18 protein-coding genes are annotated in these 20425 nt (G+C 40.0%); 3 read left to right on the forward strand and 15 right to left on the reverse strand.

All coding sequences use genetic code 11. The features are described 5' to 3' along the window. The 10 genes from NIAKO_RS23680 to NIAKO_RS23720 form a co-directional block, all read right to left on the reverse strand. Window positions 1-2772, reverse strand: coding sequence for a CRISPR-associated helicase/endonuclease Cas3 (locus NIAKO_RS23680; protein WP_014220987.1), 2772 nt, complete (start codon window positions 2770-2772; stop codon window positions 1-3). Then, window positions 2772-3548, reverse strand: a complete 777-nt coding sequence (cas5, locus tag NIAKO_RS23685; RefSeq protein WP_014220988.1) for a CRISPR-associated protein Cas5 — start codon at window positions 3546-3548, stop codon at window positions 2772-2774. Before cas5 ends, NIAKO_RS23680 begins: the two co-directional genes overlap by 1 nt. A 6-nt stretch (window positions 3549-3554) precedes the next feature. Then, a complete protein-coding gene (locus tag NIAKO_RS23690; RefSeq protein WP_014220989.1) occupies window positions 3555-4493 on the reverse strand; it encodes a type I CRISPR-associated protein Cas7 in 939 nt (312 codons plus the stop codon). A 23-nt stretch (window positions 4494-4516) separates the two neighbouring features. Then, entirely contained in the window at window positions 4517-6424 is a 1908-nt protein-coding gene (locus NIAKO_RS23695) for a hypothetical protein (RefSeq protein WP_014220990.1), read from the reverse strand. 23 nt (window positions 6425-6447) lie between these two features. Then, window positions 6448-7257, reverse strand: coding sequence for a CRISPR-associated endoribonuclease Cas6 (gene cas6, locus NIAKO_RS23700; RefSeq protein ID WP_014220991.1), 810 nt, complete (start codon window positions 7255-7257; stop codon window positions 6448-6450). 887 nt (window positions 7258-8144) lie between these two features. Continuing rightward, window positions 8145-8468, reverse strand: coding sequence for a hypothetical protein (locus NIAKO_RS38690; protein WP_133055379.1), 324 nt, complete (start codon window positions 8466-8468; stop codon window positions 8145-8147). 155 nt (window positions 8469-8623) lie between these two features. Beyond that, window positions 8624-9193: a Crp/Fnr family transcriptional regulator gene (locus NIAKO_RS23705; protein ID WP_014220994.1), complete on the reverse strand. Its 570-nt coding sequence runs from the start codon at window positions 9191-9193 to the stop codon at window positions 8624-8626. A 7-nt stretch (window positions 9194-9200) separates the two neighbouring features. Further along, window positions 9201-10001: an oxidoreductase gene (locus NIAKO_RS23710; protein ID WP_014220995.1), complete on the reverse strand. Its 801-nt coding sequence runs from the start codon at window positions 9999-10001 to the stop codon at window positions 9201-9203. A 202-nt stretch (window positions 10002-10203) separates the two neighbouring features. Continuing rightward, entirely contained in the window at window positions 10204-10680 is a 477-nt protein-coding gene (locus NIAKO_RS23715) for an SRPBCC domain-containing protein (protein ID WP_014220996.1), read from the reverse strand. Window positions 10681-10692: 12 nt separating this feature from the next. Next, the gene (locus tag NIAKO_RS23720) at window positions 10693-11118 is read right to left on the reverse strand and encodes a GNAT family N-acetyltransferase (RefSeq protein ID WP_014220997.1); all 426 of its coding nucleotides are present in this window, start codon (window positions 11116-11118) and stop codon (window positions 10693-10695) included. A gap of 268 nt (window positions 11119-11386) precedes the next feature. On the opposite strand from NIAKO_RS23720, the gene NIAKO_RS23725 reads away from it, so the two are divergent. Continuing rightward, on the forward strand, window positions 11387-11653 hold the full coding sequence (locus tag NIAKO_RS23725) for a hypothetical protein (RefSeq protein WP_014220998.1): 267 nt from the start codon (window positions 11387-11389) through the stop codon (window positions 11651-11653). A gap of 97 nt (window positions 11654-11750) precedes the next feature. On the opposite strand, the gene NIAKO_RS23730 is transcribed toward NIAKO_RS23725, so the two are convergent. Beyond that, a complete protein-coding gene (locus tag NIAKO_RS23730; protein WP_014220999.1) occupies window positions 11751-12224 on the reverse strand; it encodes a hypothetical protein in 474 nt (157 codons plus the stop codon). A 938-nt stretch (window positions 12225-13162) separates the two neighbouring features. Here NIAKO_RS23730 and NIAKO_RS23735 point away from each other — a divergent pair. Together NIAKO_RS23735 and NIAKO_RS23740 are read left to right on the forward strand one after the other, a co-directional pair. Then, window positions 13163-13582 carry a response regulator gene (locus NIAKO_RS23735; protein WP_014221000.1) on the forward strand — a complete coding sequence of 140 codons (420 nt, stop codon included), beginning with the start codon at window positions 13163-13165 and terminating at the stop codon, window positions 13580-13582. A gap of 438 nt (window positions 13583-14020) precedes the next feature. Further along, a complete protein-coding gene (locus NIAKO_RS23740) occupies window positions 14021-14431 on the forward strand; it encodes a response regulator (protein WP_049815595.1) in 411 nt (136 codons plus the stop codon). Window positions 14432-14620: 189 nt separating this feature from the next. Here NIAKO_RS23740 and NIAKO_RS23745 read toward each other — a convergent pair whose 3' ends face one another. From NIAKO_RS23745 to NIAKO_RS23760, 4 genes are all read right to left on the reverse strand, one after another. Beyond that, window positions 14621-15595, reverse strand: coding sequence for a DUF1259 domain-containing protein (locus tag NIAKO_RS23745; protein ID WP_014221002.1), 975 nt, complete (start codon window positions 15593-15595; stop codon window positions 14621-14623). A gap of 67 nt (window positions 15596-15662) precedes the next feature. Next, entirely contained in the window at window positions 15663-16151 is a 489-nt protein-coding gene (locus NIAKO_RS23750; protein WP_014221003.1) for an arsenate reductase/protein-tyrosine-phosphatase family protein, read from the reverse strand. 11 nt (window positions 16152-16162) lie between these two features. Then, window positions 16163-17290, reverse strand: coding sequence for an efflux RND transporter periplasmic adaptor subunit (locus NIAKO_RS23755; protein ID WP_014221004.1), 1128 nt, complete (start codon window positions 17288-17290; stop codon window positions 16163-16165). Next, window positions 17280-20420: an efflux RND transporter permease subunit gene (locus NIAKO_RS23760; protein ID WP_014221005.1), complete on the reverse strand. Its 3141-nt coding sequence runs from the start codon at window positions 20418-20420 to the stop codon at window positions 17280-17282. Before NIAKO_RS23760 ends, NIAKO_RS23755 begins: the two co-directional genes overlap by 11 nt. Window positions 20421-20425: the final 5 nt, after the last annotated feature.

The raw sequence follows: 20425 nt of genomic DNA on the forward strand, positions 1-20425 counted from the left end.
TTAAATGAAATTTGAGGTCATGAACACTTCGTTATTCAAGCCGTTTTCATAACTATATGGCTTACCTTCTATCCTCTTTTCGTTCCAGCCATGCAGATAGAGATAGCCATATTTCTCTTCACCAAATAATTGTAGCTCTTTATAGTCCTTTGCAAACTGCATTAGGGAAAAAGTGAATTTTGACATGATTGATTGCAATCGCTTAAAGTCTATCTTTTGCTGAATATCAAAGCTCCCAGCCTGCTTTTTATGTTTAATCCGTCGTTCGATTAGTCGTTCATAGAGACTCCAAATTGCCAATCCGGAAATCTGGTTCTCCAGATTAGGATAAATATCAAATTGAGAAAGTAAATCCAACTCCGATTGACTGAAAATGGCATCCCGTTCGCTCTGCTTTGCACCATCAATTGATAAATGCAAATCAAGCGGCACAAATACACAAGCACTTTCCTGCTCTATAATGCGAAACCCACGGTCAACTTCCGGGTAATCAAAATGAAATAGTCCATCAGTGTAACCCATAATAGAGTCTTTGAATAACGGTTTATTGGATTCGTCAATAAATCCAATTACCTTTTCATAGAGTTGCGAAAAATCTTTTCCTGTTAGAATGGCCTGATAGATTTCGCTACTTATCTCCTCACGGGTCTTTTTATATCGATAATCTTTTCCGTAAAGTATATGGGCGTCATCCATTTTGAAAAGGTATACCTCGCAAGCAGCCTTGCTGGCATTACGGTTAACACGACCAGCAAGCTGTTCGTCCGAATCTATCAACGAGACGTTCTTAAATCCTAAATCCATATCGATATCCACACCAGCCTCTACTACCTGTGTTGTTATCAGCAAGATGTTCTCTTCACTATTGCTCCGTTTGATATAGTTGATTATTTCCTTGCGCCTTGATTCCAGCACAGTACCCGAAAGCAGGAATATTTGCTGAAAGGTATCAGTATGTTGTATATGTTGAAAAAAGTTAGCAGCCGATTTCTTGTAAATAAATTCGACAATGGTCTTTACATTGTTGTGCTTTGTAGCATAAGCAACCGATTTTTCAAGTACGAAATCCGCCAATCGGCTAATCTCTATTTTACCCAGATTAAACAACTCAAAATTAAACGTAACACGTTGCGAAAAATTGGGATTAGTAATGTATTTTCTGGCATTCGGCAAAAGGTCCACAAAGTCTGGAACATTGTTCGTTCCTATTTTTAAACCACTGATTTTAGGTAAAGTAGCTGACATTAACACAAATCGGATATTGAAGTGCTTTGCATACTCGCTAATGAAAAAGAGCATCTTATCCCATATGTTCGGATTGTAGGACTGCAACTCATCAATAATCACTACACTATTTGCAATCCTGTGCAAAAGGTAATTGGCTTCCTTGCTGTTTGTCTTCAGGATATCGAAGAACTTTACATGTGAAAGTAGGGTAACAGGATAAAGTGCAAAGAGATGATCGATATAATCTCTTTTACTGTCAGCATACAGCCCATCCTTATCCTCCTCTTCTTTTATATCAGTTTTTGATGCTAACCCAGCCTTACTATGCAATTCAGCAATCTCATTATCCTTTAGTCCAATACTTTCTTTTAGTGATCCGAAAGTTTGAGTAATGAGTGTAGTAAAAGGAAAAACATAAAAGATCTTGTTAAGTTCTGGATTGGTCAGCAGCAGTTCTGTAGCTATAATGGCAGAAAGGTTTGTTTTCCCACTACCTGTAGGAGCCTCGAGGTAAAACAGTCGTTTTCCTGCATTTTCTTTTATCGTCTGAATAACCTCAACGGCCATCTCTTCGCGTAGCTTGTTCAGGTTATCCTTTGAACGGATATTAGGGTGTTCAAAACAATAGCTATTAGCCTTGCCAAAGGCAGCCTGATTATGTTTGAATAAACGTAGGTGCGCCGCAATTTGTTCCACCCTTTCCCTTTTATCGAACACACCAAAATCAAAAGTTTCACCTTCATTCCCATTTTCACTACTAGTGGTATAATGATGCGTTGCTAAATAATCAGCCGCAGTAAGCAGTGAGAAATTTAGTTTGATAAGTGTGTAAAAAGGAAAAGGCTTGTACGCCCTGCGCTCCTTAATATCGCGTAACCAAACATCCTCCATTTTATCAAGGACTATGATGACGCTTTTATCATTGAGAGACCAGTTGTACTGCTGAATATAGTATCGAAGAGATTCATATATACCCTTAAAACCCGACAGATAGCTATTGTTTTCTGTAACTGAAAAAAGTGCCGGACTGTGATGCTGATTAATGCTATAGGAGAGCAAAAGACAATGTGCTGCCAGCAGCTTCTTTGAATTAGCTGAAATTGATTGTTTAAAGATGGAATCAATGCAATAACAGGAGTAGAGAAAGGCGCCCAGCTTAGAATGCCCATAAGAAGGTTTTAATAAGATGTTTTTATTTTCAGTAAACCCATTATAATTCTGCATTCGCAGGAGTTGAAAGTTTTCATTGATTTTTCCAAAATCATGAAAGACGATGGCACCTACAAAGCATTGTTTTATAATTACTGCACATTGTGCTGCATCTTCCCAATCGGCAACATGCTCTGTTATCAGTGAATCGATGACTGCATCTAAATGATGCGCTTCTACTAATTTTTCTGCATAACTATTGACTAATACTGTATGCTCTGCCAGGAGCTCTTCTTTCTTTGACGGATGAATATGCGCCCAATATCGATCATGTCCATTAAGAATGCTTGCGATATCAGGCATATTGGTTAATATGTCTTCAAAGGACTTCAACATCAGAAGAGTTGGATTATTTTTTCTTCCTGTAAGGCTTTCAGTTGATAAAGCGAAGAAATCTTAGATTCAGGCTTTAACTTCCAGTCTGTGAATGCAAAATCACTTAGCTGGTACTGCATTAGTTCTTCATTAAACCCGGTAGGTAGCCTTTCGAAATAACTGAAAGATCCAATAGATTCCATACTATCGAAGGCAAATGCTATATCTGTTTCCGCCCGTTGGTTGCGTACCGAACCTTCTTTTATAAAAAGGCTATTTATACTGAATGAAGCAGATGGTTTCAGTGGCAGGGTATTCCACTCCTGCATATCGGTTACCCAGGCCTGAAATTCATTTTTTCCTAAATACGGGATATACTCACATTGTTCCGTGCAGATATACTCGTAAATCTTTGCCTGCGTTTTGTTCGTTAAATCTAATTGCAGATAGCAACGGTAGGCCGGCTTTATTAACATCGTTTCCTCTACCAGCAAGTTGCCATCGGCATTGGCATAGCCAACTCCATTTGTATACTTTACCGATGTTTTTTGGAAGTTGCCGCATTCGTGCCGCAAAGGTTCAATACTTACCGGTATATCTTTAAGTAGTTGAAAATACTGTGGTAGTTCGCCCTTTCGCTTATAGCCTTCCAGTCCGATAATGGCTCCCAAAATACCCAGCAATGCAGGCTTGTGCAGCATATTATACGAAAGCTGCAGTCCATCGTTAAAATCAGGCTTTTTGAAAAAAGCAAAATCGGAATACAGGTCAAACGAAATCAATTTTTCATTTACCATAGCAGCTTAATTTAGTTCATATACCTGTACATTGGCAGGGAGATTGATAACGGTTGTGGTAGCTGTATTGTAATACACTTCGATCTTCTCCACCTGTGCTTTTACAGCCTCTTTTTGCAACAGGGCTGTAACCTTTGCAAAATCAATGCTCCGCCCATCGTCCAGACCTACTGTTACGAGTTCTACAAAAGAGGGCATTACCAGTTTCGATTCTTCTTTCAACTGCACCCAAAACAACAGCTCATTTTCCACTCCGGCCTTGGCAGAAGAATCGTAGAATGTCACGCCATTCCTTAACGCCTCCTTTAGCTTTTCAATATCGTCCGCAGTTACGCCAGTGCTATCTACGGCCTTGTTCATATCTTCCAAGTTACGCGGATTAATCGACAGGTGATGTACATAATGACCTTCTTTTAATTTGAATTGTGTGCCTAATGTGGTTTGCATTGAATCAGCACTTTTCTCGTTGGAGTTTCGAAAGGGAGCAGAGATCTGCTCTGAATAGATCACTCCTTCAGGAAAGCGGTTTACGCCATGAGTAAACTGTGTAGTGCCGTGAATAGAAAGATTAGCGCCTTCTTCAGCAAAGGTACCTCCGAACAGACGAACATCTACGCATTGCAGCAAATTACTCAATACGGCTTTGCGGGCTTTGGAACTATCTTTCTTATCTACCTTTGGAAAGTCGCCAAAATTCTTAACGTATGTTTCCTTTAGATTGCGCGGTTGCATTTCCTCACTATAACTCTTGAAATAGAAAATCTTTTCTCCGGGATAGTTTTTAGATATATAGTTGCGAACAGAATATTTCAACACCTTATCAGTTGCATACACGGTACCATCTGGCAGCGTTCTCGGCTGATGACTAAAGTCGGCATTGTAATTGGAATTAATGGCTTTAATTATAGCGCAACCAAATACCCGATTATTGAATGAAGTACTCATTTTTAAGATTTTGGGGGTTAAGTTTAGTTATCGGCTTCCACTTCTGAATCGACAGTAATTACATCCTCATATTCCTTATCGCTAAAGAGAGAATTTTTTGAAAAGATACCGGAAAGCAAGGTCGGGATAAGATCACGTATATTCCTCGATGTATCGTAAGCCACAACCTGCGCAAAAGGAGTTTTAAAATTGCCGGAAAACTGCTCGTGCTTATAGGCATCGAACATTCTCGAAATGGCCATGTTCAATTGCTTTGCCTGTACTTGCTGCAGAAACGGCTCCAATCGCTTATAGCTACGGTCCGCAGTTTTACTTTTTGACATTAGATAGAAAATCACCTGTCCGGCAGCGAATGCGTATTGCTCATCATTTTCAATGTCCGCTTCGCTCTTTACGAGTTTCTTAATAAACTCACGATGCTCTTTTAGCTTATTAGCCATCGTTTCATTTTTTTTATGTGATGATTGATTAAAGTTTTCCTTTAGGCTAAACCAAATATTGAGTTTCTTGCGAATATTACGGTCTTCAGTATGATAGCTGCTTTTTATTTCATCGACCCTGATATCTTCTAATACCGATGTTCGTAAAATACTATCGAACATCGCTGCTGTAACAGACTGTCTTTCTGATTTGTAAATAAAATCATAAAATGCTCTACGATATTGCAAAATATGCAGGTAAGTGGCGGCTGATTTTGTGTACTTACTGTCGATCTCATCGAAATATTTGTATTGAAAGCCGCCGGCCTTGGTTTTAACAATCAGCCCATTATTGAATATCAGTAGCAGAACTGCCTGCTGAAAATGGAACACATTTTTGATGGATTGATCGTTACCTCCATTAAATAGGTCTTCGATTGCCCACTTCTCTCCCTTTTCATCACATAATAGATATTCGAATTTAGGAACAAAGTCAAAGTCCTTGATTTCGCCGCGATCGTAAAAAAGTAAATAATAGTTACCTAATTCGTCACCGTGCTTTTCATATAATTCTTCTATGATTTCGCGATAGCTTATCCGGCTGTCTCGGTCCTCCTTCTCGGCTTCTCTTTTAAAGATAGCCATAGCAGAATCCTCCAGACTGCGACCTGCCTTTTGCATGATTTCATCCTGATGAATGAAAATAGGCAAGGGTTTGGGAAAGATATTCCGGTTCATGATATCTTGAAACTCGAAAAGGTGTTTGGCTTGCTCTGCGGAAATACGGGCGGCAATATCGAAACTGGCAGATTGATGTGATAGAAATGGCTTCTTGGCCGGATAACCATTGAAGAAGTCAGATGTACCAAATATCTCTCCCGCTACAGTTTTGTCGTATTCGTTTGTGTTGAAAAGCTTGTCGGCAAGATAACGCGCATTCGTTGTCTCGTATTGGCAAAATGGTACATCAAGATAAAAAATGACGTATTCACTATCCTTTAACTGCTCATACTCCGGACACATTGTCAGCCAGGCATTAAATTTTTCTTCTGAATTTAATGCCTGCTCAAATACCTTGATCATTTGCTTTTCTTCATCCGTTTCTAACAGTTCACTGGCTTTAGCAAAATATTTGCTAATGCGCTCATACACTTTCGATTTAATATTTTCCTTATACTTCTCGCCACCAGTCAGGTTTTCCTTTTTCACTGCAAGACAGTAAGGTGAACAGGAATGGATAGCTTTAATAGGCAAATCAAAGCACTTATTGGTATTCACACACCAACTTAACTGGATAAGGTTGGCGCATCGCTTTAAAAATTGCACCTCCTCTGGTGTTTGATCTTTCTTTCGAGTGAAAGCAGTCTGTACAATAGATTGTTCGTCGATAAATACTTGATCTTCTTCTTTCTGGATTCGAAGTTGGATATGAAGGCCTTCTTTAGGTTTCATTCCCAGCATCTTCATACCAGGATCTAAAGACTTGATGAAATTGGTAAGTTCTTTTATCATTCTTATAATAATAATTTTTAGTATTAACTAATAATTTCACTCACCTCCATACACCCCAACCCCTGCGCATTATACAATCCCAAACCCGCATTCATAGCAAGTTCCAGCAATAGTTTCGACGCTTTCACTTTCATGCGGAACTTTGTAAACCCTCGTATCTGTGTTTGCTCCGTCGTAAATGCCTTTATGGTGATCAGCCTGCTTTTAATTTCCGCCCCTGGTGTTAATAGTTGTATACTGATGCGGTTCCTTATTGTCTCCACATCTACCGTAGCACTTCCATTAATCGTTTTGTACTTCTCTATCCAGTTGTGAATAAACCATTCATTAAAATCCGGGTCTGCCGGACTCAAAAAATCATAATTCCCTTTATTATTCTTCCGGCCTACCACTAACGGTGATAAGGGCTGCAATACCATTTCAGGTTCAGTATGATGAATGGATGCGAAGGAATTTGGTAGCAATTGCACATGGGTGACCGAAAATTGTGTGCGACTTATTTTATCGGCAATTTCAAACTGCTGGTTAATAAATATTCCCCTTATGAAATTTGTCGCTGCTTCATCTACATGAAAACTGATTGTAAGCGAAGCCGGTGAGCCATTGATATGCAGCCTGTCTCCCTGGATGCGAAAAGGCACACGCAAATCAGAAAAACAGAACAACTTAAAACTCTTACCATTGAGTTTGTATCCCTGGTCATGAAGGAATGTCGAATACTTTTCATCTGCCTGTTGAATGATCCTGTATATCGCTGCAGACAGCGGGTACTGATAATTAACAGGTAATAAACTATGGCCGGCACAAGGTGTCAGGGTTAATTGTAGTCGCATATGGTAAAGGAGGCAATTGTTTTACCTAAGTTAAATGAAAAATAAAACGAATAAGAAAGCTATTTTTCTTACTGTGAACAAAATGTGATTAAGCGAAGTAATTACGAGTTTACTTCTTGACTAAAGTCAATAACTATAAGATTGTATGACTATAGCGCAAATTAATTCGCCAATTCGTTCATAACCTCAACAAATAATACCATTTTACAGCACTTAATGGAATGCTGCATGCATTAAATCTTTTGCAAAAGAAAACTGTTCATTTAATTATCAGCTATGTAACGATGCAGGTAATGGTGTGCAACAATCCTTTCAACCTATTCAAGCATGTTATTGCTTAAATAATCAACAATTCAGCAATGCGCAAAACATCCTTACATTGGCTGAAATGACAAAAAAATGCAAATTGCACACCTATGCAAAACAGGTAAGGCTTTGTGCTGTAGGTGAAAGTGGGGAAAGAGGATTGGACCGGGTAGTATAAAGTTCTTTGTGTAACTGTATTAAGTAATTGTATTAGGGTTTTAATCCCCTCCCGAACGAAGCGGAACCTGCCTGGGGGGCGGCCCCAATTGGGCCTCCATTTTTATTCCCTCTGGAATAAATGCGATCTACCTCATCTTGAAATTCCTTTTCTGTCATAAAAATTGGTTTATTAGTTCAGGAATGCCCTCAAATATAAAATAAGAGATTCTTAAAATTCAAAATATTTTACAAACTCAGAAGATAATTGCTACTAGCATGTGTGTAGTGTGAGCATACCACCCCGATAGAACGGTCTTTGTATCGGATACTAGCCGGAACTACCATGTACCATTTTGAAACAACACCCGGTTGAAGAGGCGATTTATAGAAGAAGCAATTATTTTCTTGATGCTCTTTATCTTTTACAAACGACTGCCTCGCTGAATAGTGGATGAATCATGAATGCAACTGAAGACTTCTTCCCGTAATCGGTCGATCGATGAAGAAAAATCTTTTTGGAAAGCATTGTACAGTTGTTGCGGATATTCTTTGCTCACGCAAGAAACATATTCATTTGCCTGTACCAGAAACAACATATCGAGTAACACCCGGATAAGTGGGTTGACGGTTATACGGGTAGTGCGATGCCTGAATAACATATAGGTGGGCGATAACGGGAAAATAAAATCTTTGGCATCCAGAGATTCATAACCAGGCGTTCGATATATAATTGGATTGTCACTCATCAGTTTCGGCATCTGCTTAACTGCGGGAAATGGAATAATAGAAAAGACGGTCGTTATGTGATTATTTAAAAATTCACGGTGTGTAATTTTAGATAAAACGAGCTTAAAGTATTTATGGGGCCTGGACCTGTTAAGATGCTGGACAATCACAATTTTTACCGAATAGTTCGTCTTATCCTGCTCAGCGACGATTGCGTAATACCTAAAAAAGAAGCCAGGCAGGAGAGCGGAACCCTATTAGCCACGGTAGGGAAATTATTCAGGAATGTAAGGTATCGTTCTGTGGCATCGGCGGTCATCATGGGACTGATCCTGTTTACTTTTTCGGCCAGCGCCTTTGCGGTTATTTTTGCAATGATCGCATCCCAGCCAACAATGGTCTGGGATAGATCGTCCAATGCAGTTTTTGACAGTACGATGTATTCGCAATCGGTGATCGCCTGTACATATTCAGTAGAGGGAATGCCCTGGTTGTAACTGTTTACATCGGCGATAAAGCGGTTTTCTTCCAGGAAGTATTTAGTTATCTCTTCGCCTTTGTTATTGTAATAGCAAACCCGCATAATGCCTTCTGTCAGGAAAATAATCTCACGCGGTATTCTGCCCGCTTCGTGATAATATTCATCTTTTTTAGTAGTCTTTATAACTACTTTACTTTTTATCAGCTCTATTTGCTGTTGGTTCAAATGCCCGAACTGTAATAAATAATTGATCAGATGTTCCATATAGTGCCTATTTTATCTGGCTCATTATCATTTTGTCAAATAGCTTATCGGATAACAGCTTTCTCATAAACAACATAGGTTTAGCCATTGTGCCACCAATATACCTTGTTTTTGGATGTTTCGCTTCGATTCCTTTTTTAATCAATCTGGCCACTACAATGGGGGCTGCCGCATTCTTCTCCATATTGGCGTACATTTTCTGAATGCCGGTTGCCAGGTTGCTGTACACGGATTTTTTTGACACCCGTTGCATGTTTTCGGCACCGATCGCCATCATTTCAGACTGGGTCCCGCCCGGTTCTATTACAATCACATCGATCCCGAATTGTCTTACTTCATTACGTAAACAATCGCTCATGCCTTCCAACGCAAACTTACTGGCATGGTACCAACTGCCCATCGGCAAACCCATCTTACCACCTACTGATGAAATGTTGACGATCTTTCCATATCTGTTCTTTCGCATCTGAGGCAATACCAGTTGTATTAACCGGGCTACGCCAAACAGGTTTATTTCCATTTGATTTTTGGCTTCAGGTATCGGTACATCTTCCAGCGCGCCATAGGAACCCAATCCGGCGCTGTTAATTAAAATGTCTACACTACCGATCGATGCCACACAAGCTTCAATGCTTTCTTCTTTAGTAACGTCCAGGGAAATTGGTATAATACCAAAAGTATTTAATTCCTGTAGCCTGTTCAACCGGCGAGCCGCCCCATATACCTGGTAACCATTTTGAGCCAGGTAAATTGCGGTAGCTTTACCAATCCCTGAGGAAGCGCCGGTAACCAAAACTGTTTTTGCCATTGTATTAATTTTTAGCATTAACGATTGGAACAAAGATAGTTTTGGCTGCGGCGGATTATTTGTCATTTGGCAAATAACTGCTTTCTTTCTTAAAAAAGATTCATGGTAACAATGCCGGCTTCGGTTTCTTTATATACGCCCGGTAGTAGTCTTTTTTTAAAATAAAAGGATATTACAGATGTTTCAAAAAGCCTTTCACGCTTTATAGAGAGGTTGATTGCTGCTCAACATAATGTGCCAACTTGGCAAGTGATTGTTCTGTTCCCGCCTCATTATCTTTGGGGTCAAGACCTGCAGGAATATTTCTAAAACTAATGGTTACTGTTGTCCATTCGCCGTTGGGCTCAATCATAACATCCATGATCATCTCCCCCGAAAATGCCGGATTGCCGGTTTCAAAAATTACTGCTTGAATAATCCTTGTAAATGGTGTCAACTCAATAAACCTTGTAGTAAACTTATCTTCATTACCGGAAGTTTTACCGCTTTCATCATCTTCCTGGTTAAGATAGAACAAAGACATTTGGTAGCCACCACCAACCCGCAAATCAAAATGGTGGACTTTACCGGTCATATTGTTGGGGGCAAGCCAGATAGCCAAAGCTTCGGGGCTGGTAAACGCCTGGTAAATTGTTTCTTTTGAAGCTTTTATTTTTTTTGAATTTTGTGTCGATCCCATTTATTTTCTTATTTAATCAATCCTTTTTGTTAAAATATAATAATTAAATCCGGGCGGGAAGTTCTTTTGAATGTACTCAATTTTGTAGCCATATTTTTCATAAAAGTGCGGTGCCTGGAACTCGTAACTTTTAATCAATATTGTACTACACCCTTTGCTTTTTGCTTCTGTCCCGGCTGCCTCCAATAATAGTTTGCCAACTCCATTATTCCTCATCGATTTGTCCACCCACAAATGGGTGACCTCACAGGCACCTGCCCACGTCCAACCAGCTACCCCTCCGACAATTACTCCTTTATCACTTCTAATAACCCTGGAAAAGAAAGCGCCATCAGATTTATTTATTTCCAATGAATTATACTCATAGATTTTTTCCTCCAGAAACCCGATTGTTTCAACGGGGTCTTCACTAACTTCAATTTTAAACATATCGTTCATAGCTGAAAAATAGCACTTAATTTTTATGATCCCAGCTTGAATACAGTTTAAAATGTGTCTCTGGCATAAGCATGAATACCGAACTCGATTAATCAAAAACGACTTGAAGCATTTTACCTCAAGCCGATTCGACCGTTTTGTTTGGCATTCAAATCATTGTTTACATGTAAACAGTTAAATCGCCAATTTGCATGAATGCTATTGTTTGTACAATCTATGAAGGCGAAAAGTTGTGCATTGAAATATCTACTCTGTATAAAAGAAGCAGATGGATTTGCCAGCCGAAATGAAGGTTCCCATTGAGAGCAGTGACGACCTTGCGGTCTCAGTAAAAAATTTACATCCTTTACTATTTAAAGACGGGGACAGCTATTGCTGCGAGCTTGGACCAAACCCGGCTGAAGGTGTTTTCGGCTGTGGTAAAACAGTCAGGGATGCCTTGGTGGACTGGGACATGAATTTACAGGAGCGCATTAAAAATGCAGACGAAAATGACGAAGCAGCAGCATTCGCCAGGCAGTATATGAATGGTTGATAAATTTTTGAAACGCTGCAAATTTCAGAAACTTAAAAAACGATCTTTCATCCATCACCCATACTGTTCCAGTACTGGAAAAAAAGCCAGGTCACCATTAAGATCTCGTAAGCTGACTGGAATGTTTAATTGAACTGAACGCTGGTCTCAGGCTTTCTGTAGACCTTTGTTTTAGCGGGCAATGACATAAAAATTGGAGTTCAATTGTACTAAAGAATTCACCTGCAATTTCCTTTTGACGGTAAAGGGTGATACCTCCACGAGTTAAATATTTCCTTAAAAAAGCAAGTATAAAAAGGACAGTTGGGTTTTCAAAATACTCTTCTATCCTCCAATAACTCCTATAAAAAAAAGCTCCGGTCAATAAGGAATTTGATAGTCCGTATGGACGAAAATAATATCGTTGTAGACAATCGTTCATTTCAAGAATAATTGCTGAAGCTGTAATATTTTTAGATACTTGCATACTTTGGTCGGCCGATAATGTCATACTTTTTCCCAGATAAGAAATCACATGTTGATTAAGCAAAACGGGGTTACTTGTGCTATCAAGCACACAATTGCGATCCATAAATCTAAATTTTGAATGAGGACAAATAAATAGAGAGCCTCCAGACGAAGAGAAAGCTATTTGTTTGCTTAATTAATTGAAGTAAAGATTAAATAAGGGGAAGCGGTCATGAATCTATAAAATCACTAAACCAAAAGATAACCTTATTATCTCACATTAAAAAATATATTTCTACAGTTAGATAAGTTTTGTTTAATTACGACAACCATTTTGTATAACGTCCAACTGTAGGTTCAGCCACCGCGTATACCAATATCCGAAAATAATCTCGGCCCAATACTGACAAAGCAGATGTTTTTTAAAGGGAGCTAAAGTCGTATTAAGGAGTGGAAACGATCCGGTAATAACTCGGTTTTACGTTTGTTAACCACTGCAAATCCCCTTTCGGTTTATGAGTCTTAAAACTAACAAGTGTACGCTCATCCAGGGTGGCCAACAAGCTATAATATTTCTTTCATATAATGTAATTACACTTTATATAAATTAGCCGCATCATCTATACTGTAATCAGGCTTTAATTAGTTCCGCGTATGAGCAGAAGAAATTTAGTTCGGTTTAAGAAGAGTTTTGTTCTCTAAGGCAAGACCATTGAAGTTGATTTCCACCCTGTGAATTTGGGTTGAAAAGCAGCTGTACGAGGTTTACATTCCGATGGATGGAAAGCCCTATAGAATTCACATGCAAAAAAATGGTAGTGGCGCTTTCAAAATTGCGTTACCAGACCAGGTGCCAGGTACTATACAGGAGCTGGAAGCTTCTTTTGAGCAGGCAATAATAGAGTCCTGGAAAATACGGTGCCTTGGCACGCGTTTTTAAGCTATAAAAAGCATTTCTCAATTTACCCTTGACATTAGATTTTATTTGTTACGGTGTGTTAAGCGCGATAGCTGAAAATCTTGCGCCAGTATCTGTTTTTAACTCCTTTAACAAATTGATTGATGAAAACTCCGAATCGAATATTGCTCATCGACGATGATGAAGACGATGGGTATATTTTTGACGCCGCTCTTAACGATGTTTCCGGCCGCCACGAACTCTTGTATTACCGCGATAGTGAACAGGCTATTTCCAGGCTATCGGACAAAGCTTTTCCTCCTCCCGACATGCTATTTATAGATTGGAATATGCCAAAAATAGATGGAAATCAATGCTTGCAGATTATCAGAAAAATTCCAGGATACGATAAGGTTCCTATCATCATTTATAGTACATCAACCCACCAACAGTTGCAGACGGAAGCGCAAAAGCATGGTGCTTCTTATTTTCTGGCAAAACCACCAAGCATACAGGAACTCACGGAAAAACTGGGCGTTCTATTGGATAGGGACTGGCAAAGCGCTTCCGATGTACAAGAGTAACCAGCCTCTTATGATCGATGATTCGGCTGAGCGGATTAACGCAAAAATAAAATCCCGGCCTCAGTAAGACCGGGAGCTACTAACAGAGAAATGAAGCCTATGAATCTGAATTCTCTGAAAACAAGACCAGTACTAATCGCCAAAATATAAAAATTTTACATAGCAATTAAATGATATATATCAGAAACTGAAAAGAAGTGGTAGCAAACAAAAAATGGTAGTTGTTGGTCATTTGGCGGGTACAAAGAACTTGACCAATATCAATTAATATATATAACCTTTATTATTTAATTTAGTGCATAGGATAAGGTTTAATGGTTAATGGTATTTGATTAGTGCAGCCTCTCGCCCTTCCGGGTAAGAGGCTTTTTTGTTTAGCACGACTGGAAACCATTAGTGAGCGTTCAACCACACTCCATCCACCTTAAATACCCAGTAATGATGCCGAGTCGGGTTATTCTAATTGACGATGACGAGGATGATGCATACCTGTTCAGACTTGCTCTTGAAAGTCTTTCGCAGCAGGTGGAGCTTATGCATATAAACGACAGTGAATTGGCGATCAAAACGCTTTCAGATCCGACCTTCAGGCCACCGGACTTTTTGTTTTTGGATTGGAATATGCCCAAATTGGATGGAGGACAATGCCTGGTCCTTATTCGTTCTTTACCCGGATACGCTACCGTTCCAATTGTCGTTTTAAGTACCGCCGAGGACGATGAAATTAAATCAGTAGCTCGTGAGCTTGGTGCAACTTATTTTATTTTGAAGCCGCCCAATATAGAAGAACTAACTGTAAAATTGGATGTACTTTTTAAATCGTACGAGACGAAATTAAACGCGCAATAATCCCACTAGATGCTTTTTTCGTTCGTTTGGAATTCAAATCTTTTTTTGGTTAGCCAGAGAGACCATTCACACTAACTTTTCAGGTCTCTTATGATCGGTGCCGTTTTGCAACATAGTTCCGGCAGTAAGGGAAACATTGCCGTTCTTGTTTTAGTATGGTTTTTCGTTTTTTTCTAATTGTTACAATCCTTACATCTTCATACCTGGTTTCTTTTTGCCTGTTTGATCCAAAGCTGCTTTCAACCCTTTTGCCAGTTCTTCAGCTTTACCAACACCCCAGTAATGTAAGAAGAAAATGCGCGGTTGTTCATGTACCATGTGATTATGTACGGCCACTATTTCAATACCATTTTCAACCAGGGCTTTGATAACAGGTGCCACTTCATTTTCTAACATAGTAAAATCACCGGCCACCGCTGCATGATCAGGCGTTCCCTGCCAGGCGGCCCAGGTATTAAAGCCCATAAAGCTGCTTACAGGTATGCCATGTTCCAGCAATTGAACATCGGGTCTCCCAATAGTATACTTATATACGCCTTTGCTCAACTCACCTTTCTTCCCAATAATTGAATCGAGCGCAGCAATATTCAGCTTGTTTACAACACTGTCAGCTTTTTCTCCTTTTGGATCTTTGCCTCTTACTTCTTTCACCTTGTCGAATATTGCTTTCACACCATTCGACAGGGAGGTAACATCTCCCGATTTGTCTATATGCATATACATTACATTAGGGCGATTACGCACAAAATGATTATGTATCGCTGTAATGGCAAATCCCTGTTTTATCACTTCCTGTTGCACCGGTTTTAAATCTGTTTCTATCAAAATAATATCTCCCATTACCATAGCACTGTCGCCACAAGGGGTAAAGGCAGTCCAGCTTCCCAGACCCATTGCAGGTATTATTTTAAACCCGTCTACAACAATTTTGAGATCATTTTGAGGAACCGTAATCTTGTATTCTCCATTTTTCTCAACTCCTTTCATGCCGGTTATCTGTTCAATCCTGGTAATATCCAGTTTGCTTCCGGGAGGACAGGCAATTGCATTGTTTTTTGCTGGCACTGACGTATCAGCAGCTTTTATTTGTTCGTTGGAATTGCCAGACTGATTACAGGCGGCAAAAAGAACAGGTGCAAACAATAAAACAACAATAAGTTTCATGACGCTGATATTTAATATTGATCGAAAGTATTGATGCTATAATTATGCCCGCTATAAAAAGAACTTTTTAAGGTCGTTTTTTTAAGTTACCTATTAAAAGCCTTACACGAGGCAACACCGAATCCCGGAAACCTGAGTAATCACCATCAACCAATGGAATAGTACTCCAATCTTCAGAAGATACAGGCCGATGAAAGTCACCGGGTAGGGCACAAAAGGTAACTACATAGGAGGCTTTGCCCAACTCTTCATTTGAGATTTTCTGCGGCACCGGCGTTATCTCTGAAAAACCATCCTGTTTCAATCCACTTAATACGATGGGGTTTACTTCCTTATTTGGAACTGTTCCTCTCGCAATAGCTCTTATATTTAACCCTTGCTCTTTGGCCATTTTGTTAAAAGCCGCTGCTGCAACAACGCTTCGAAAGGAGCCATGCTCACATATAAATAGAATGGTTTTGCTCGTTGTTGAATCCTGCGAAAATCCATTGCAAATAGCCAATAGGGTCATGCAGCATAGAAGAAGATATTTTTTCACATGGTTAAGTAATAACATAAACGATGATTTTACTTATTGTCAAATTTAGTAATCACGGTAGTTCCGGTTTTTAATTCTTCATTTCCTTTCAATACTATCGTATCTCCCGGTTTTAATTCTCCAAAAATCTCCTGCTTGTCACCCATATTGAAACCAGGTCTTACGTCGATCCATTGGGTGGTATTACCAGTGACCTTTATTACAAATTTTTTCTCCAGTGTTGTAACGACCGCTGATGCAGGAACAACCAGTGATGGTTTTGATCGCAGGAAACGCAGTTTTACATCGCTGTAGCTTCCGGCTTTTAATTCTCTCGTTATATTGGGAACTGCAAATTCCCATATCTCACTGCGGCTGTGATTGTCTATGTTACCCGAAGCACGTACCAGGGTAGCTTTAAATTTTTTATCAGGCTGTGATCTGGTAGTTAATTCTCCGGCATTATTCAACAATACTGCCCCGGTATAAACCTCCGGTACCGGCACCTGTAGTCTAAGCAATTTATTATCCTGAACCTCAAACAAAGGCGGGTCGTTTGCATTTCCAACAAATGATCCTACGTTTACATTACGTTTGGTAACGATACCATCATAAGGTGCTACAACTGCCAGATAACTCCCAACCTGTCTGTAAGATGAGGCTGCAAACATTGCAGCATTTTGTTCAGAACTATCTGCCATCATCTGATTTTTGGCACGCTGTAATTCACTTGGGGCAACAACACCATCGGCTTTTGATGCTTCATTTATCCGGTCAAAATAGTCTTTGCTGGATTCGTATCGCGATTTAGCTGCTTTTACTTTTTCATTCAATTCCTGTACCCTTATATTAATTTCTGGCGCGTCAATTAACGCCAGTAGTTGCCCCTTCTTTACCCGCGAACCTATATCTACATATAGCTTCCGGATATAGCCCTGTACCTTGGCCCTTATATCTGCGTTTTCGTTGGGTAACAATTCACCTGGCAATGAAATTGTTTTTTGCGCAGAATCGGCTTTAAGCACAAATGCTTTGACTGTATCAGCCGTCTTTTTTACTTCTGTTTTATTTGAATTGAGCGGTTGCTGGCTTTCATTACATGCTGCCAGTGCTGCAAATAGTATGATACTGCCTGTAAAAATCCGCACACCTAATGTGTTTTTAAATTCACTTGTCATAATAAACTGAATTTTCATCGTTGGGGTCAAGGGATATATTAACGGGTCTTTTTCTACCGATTATAAGATCGTATACCAACGGTATCAGCCATAAGCTAATAAAGGTACTAAACAGTAACCCGCCTATCACTGCAATTGCCAATGGAGCGGTTTGCTTTCCGCCTTCGCCCAATCCTATAGCCATTGGTATCATGCCCGCTATCATAGCAACACTGGTCATTATGATAGGTCGTAAACGGTTTGCCGCCGCCTGCGATCCAACTTGAACAGGATTAGCCTGACTATATCGAATAGACTCTGCATTTGAGACCAATAAAATTGAATTGGCAACTGCTACACCGATAGCCATTATACAACCCATGAAAGATTGAATGTTTAAAGTATTGCCTGTGGCCCATAACAGGAGTAAAGAACCGGCCAACACACCGGGGAAAACAGAAAGGATAACTATTGATAACCGCAAAGACTGAAAATAAGCCGCCAGCATCAGACCAATTACTATAATAGCCAGCAACAAACCAATTGATAGTTCACTGGTTGTTTGATCCAGTACTTCTGACTGTCCGCGCTGGTAAACTTTTACGCCTTGCGGCAGTTCCCCTAATTGTTTGATTGCTTTATTTACATCCGCTACTGCATTTCCCAAGTCCTTTTTATGAATATCGGCTGTTACTGTAATAAATCGTTGCTGATTGATACGGTCGTATTCACCAATAGAATTTCCTTTTTTCCAATCTGCTATATCCCTGAGATAAATTGTATTACCGCCAACCCTGCCCACCGGAATTTGTTCTACCTGTTCAGGACTGTTCATGGTGAGCTGTGGATATTCTACCTGCACCTGATAGGCGTTGCCTGATGCTTTATCTAACCAGTACACGGGTTGCGTTAAACGGCTTGAAGAGGTTCCTTCTGTGACCGACCTGCCTGCCTGATCAACCGATAAATCCATTTGACCAGTTCTGATTCTATCGTAATTAATTTGTATAGTAGGATAGTCAAGTGGCTGTGCAATCTGTACATCACGCAGATAAGGAATAGTATTTAAGGATGATTTCAGTTTTTCTGCAATGTCCCTGCTTTGTGCCAGATTTTTGCCCTGTACTACTACTTCTACAGGGTTATCAGAACCGAGGCTCATAATCTGATCAACTAAATCCGCCGGTTCAAAGGAAAGCTGGGCCTGCGGAATATTCTTTGTCACCGAAGAACGCAATTCTTCTTTTAATCTTTGAATACTTATACCCGCGCTTTTCGAAAGGTTAACTTTAATTACAGATTCGTGAGGGCCACTGGTATATAAAAAGATAGGGTTAATAGCATATGTGGGAGGCTGTAACCCAACAAAAGACGAAGTTATGGCTACGTTCTTACTGCCGACAGAATCTTCAATGAGCTGTAATAGTTTTTTTGTCGCATCTTCAGTGCGTTCAATTCTAGTTCCTGCAGGCTTTCTTAAACGTACCTGCATCTGGCCCGCATCTACCTTTGGAAAAATTTCAGTGCCTGCGCCCTTAAAACCCACATAAGCTAACAACAGTAATACCACTATTATCAAAGGAGCCAGAAAAGCAGCGCTCTTTTGAAATTTCTTAATGCTGCCGGAAAGCCTTTGCTTTATGTTTGACAGCTTGTTTTCTTTACCGGTATCGAATTTTTTCAGTAGCCAGTTGGATAATACCGGTACTAAGGTTTGCGACAACAAAAATGATGCAATCATGGCAAAACCAACCGCCATAGAAAGGGGCAGGAACATGGAACGAGGTACACCAGTCATGAATAGTGCCGGTACAAATACTGCGAGTATGCTGAACAGGATTAATAATTTAGGTACAGCGATTTCACTACAGGCATCCCATATGGCCCTGGCCCTCGACGTTCCCAATTCAAGATGATGGTGAATATTCTCAATGGTCACCGTTGATTCGTCTACCAATATACCAACAGAAAGAGCCAAACCGCCCAGCGTCATAATGTTAATGGTTTGACCCGTTAAATACAAGCACACGACCGAGGTCAACAGGGCTAAAGGAATATTAATGATAACAATCAGGGCGCTTCTTAAATCTCTTAAGAAGAGCAGTACCATTAAGCCGGTTAACAATGATCCCAATAAGCCTTCGAACATTAAACTTTTCAATGAATTAATTACGTAGCCCGACTGGTCAAATTCATACGATACTTTAATATCTTCGGGGATGGCTGCCTGCATATCGGGCAAGGCTTTTTTTATGGCCTGCACTACATCCCAGGTAGATGCATCGGCCCGTTTTGTTACCGGAATGTATACAGATCGTTTGCCATTGATTAATGCATAGCCTGTTGTTACGTCGGCTCCATTATCAACAGTGGCTACATCACGAACCAGTATAGCTGTTCCATTTATGTTTTTTACAGTACTGGCTTCTAATTCCTTAAAATTGTCTACGACACTATTGGATGAAGTGATAACGGCTTTATCACCTACACGAATGTTGCCCGCAGGAAGTATCGGATTGTTTTTGGCAATCGAAGCAACTAATTCATCTGCTGTGATATTATAGCTTCTCAATCTTTCAGGATCAGCCTTAACAAGAATTGTACGCTGATTGCCACCAAAAGGGGGTGGCGCTGACACCCCGGGTAATGAGGCGAACATAGGCCGCACTTTGAATAGCGCCAGGTCTTGTATTTCATTTAAAGAACGGCCTTCACTGCTGAACACCAACTGGCCTACGGGAACAGAGCCGGCATCGTAGCGCATTACAAATGGGGGCACTGTTCCCGGAGGCATAAAAGATTTTGCCCTGTTTGCATATGAAATCACTTCGGCCATTGCTGCCGCCATATTCGTTCCTTCGTGAAATTGCAATTTAATGAGGGCTAAACCTTGTATGGATTTGCTTTCAACAGCTTTAATACCAGTAATATATAGGAAATGGTACTCATAGTAGGAAGTAATAAACCCTTCCATTTGCTGTGGTGAAAGGCCACCATAGGTTTGAGCCACATAAATAGTAGGAACATTAATAGTTGGAAAAATGTCGATTGCTGATTTACGGATGGCCAGAACAGAAAACAGGATAATGCCTACCACTAATACAATGATAGTAACCGGCCTTCGAAGTGCAAATTGTATTAACCTGATCATTGATC

Origin of the sequence: Niastella koreensis GR20-10, from assembly GCF_000246855.1 — a bacterium.
GTDB classification, from domain to species: Bacteria; Bacteroidota; Bacteroidia; order Chitinophagales; family Chitinophagaceae; genus Niastella; species Niastella koreensis.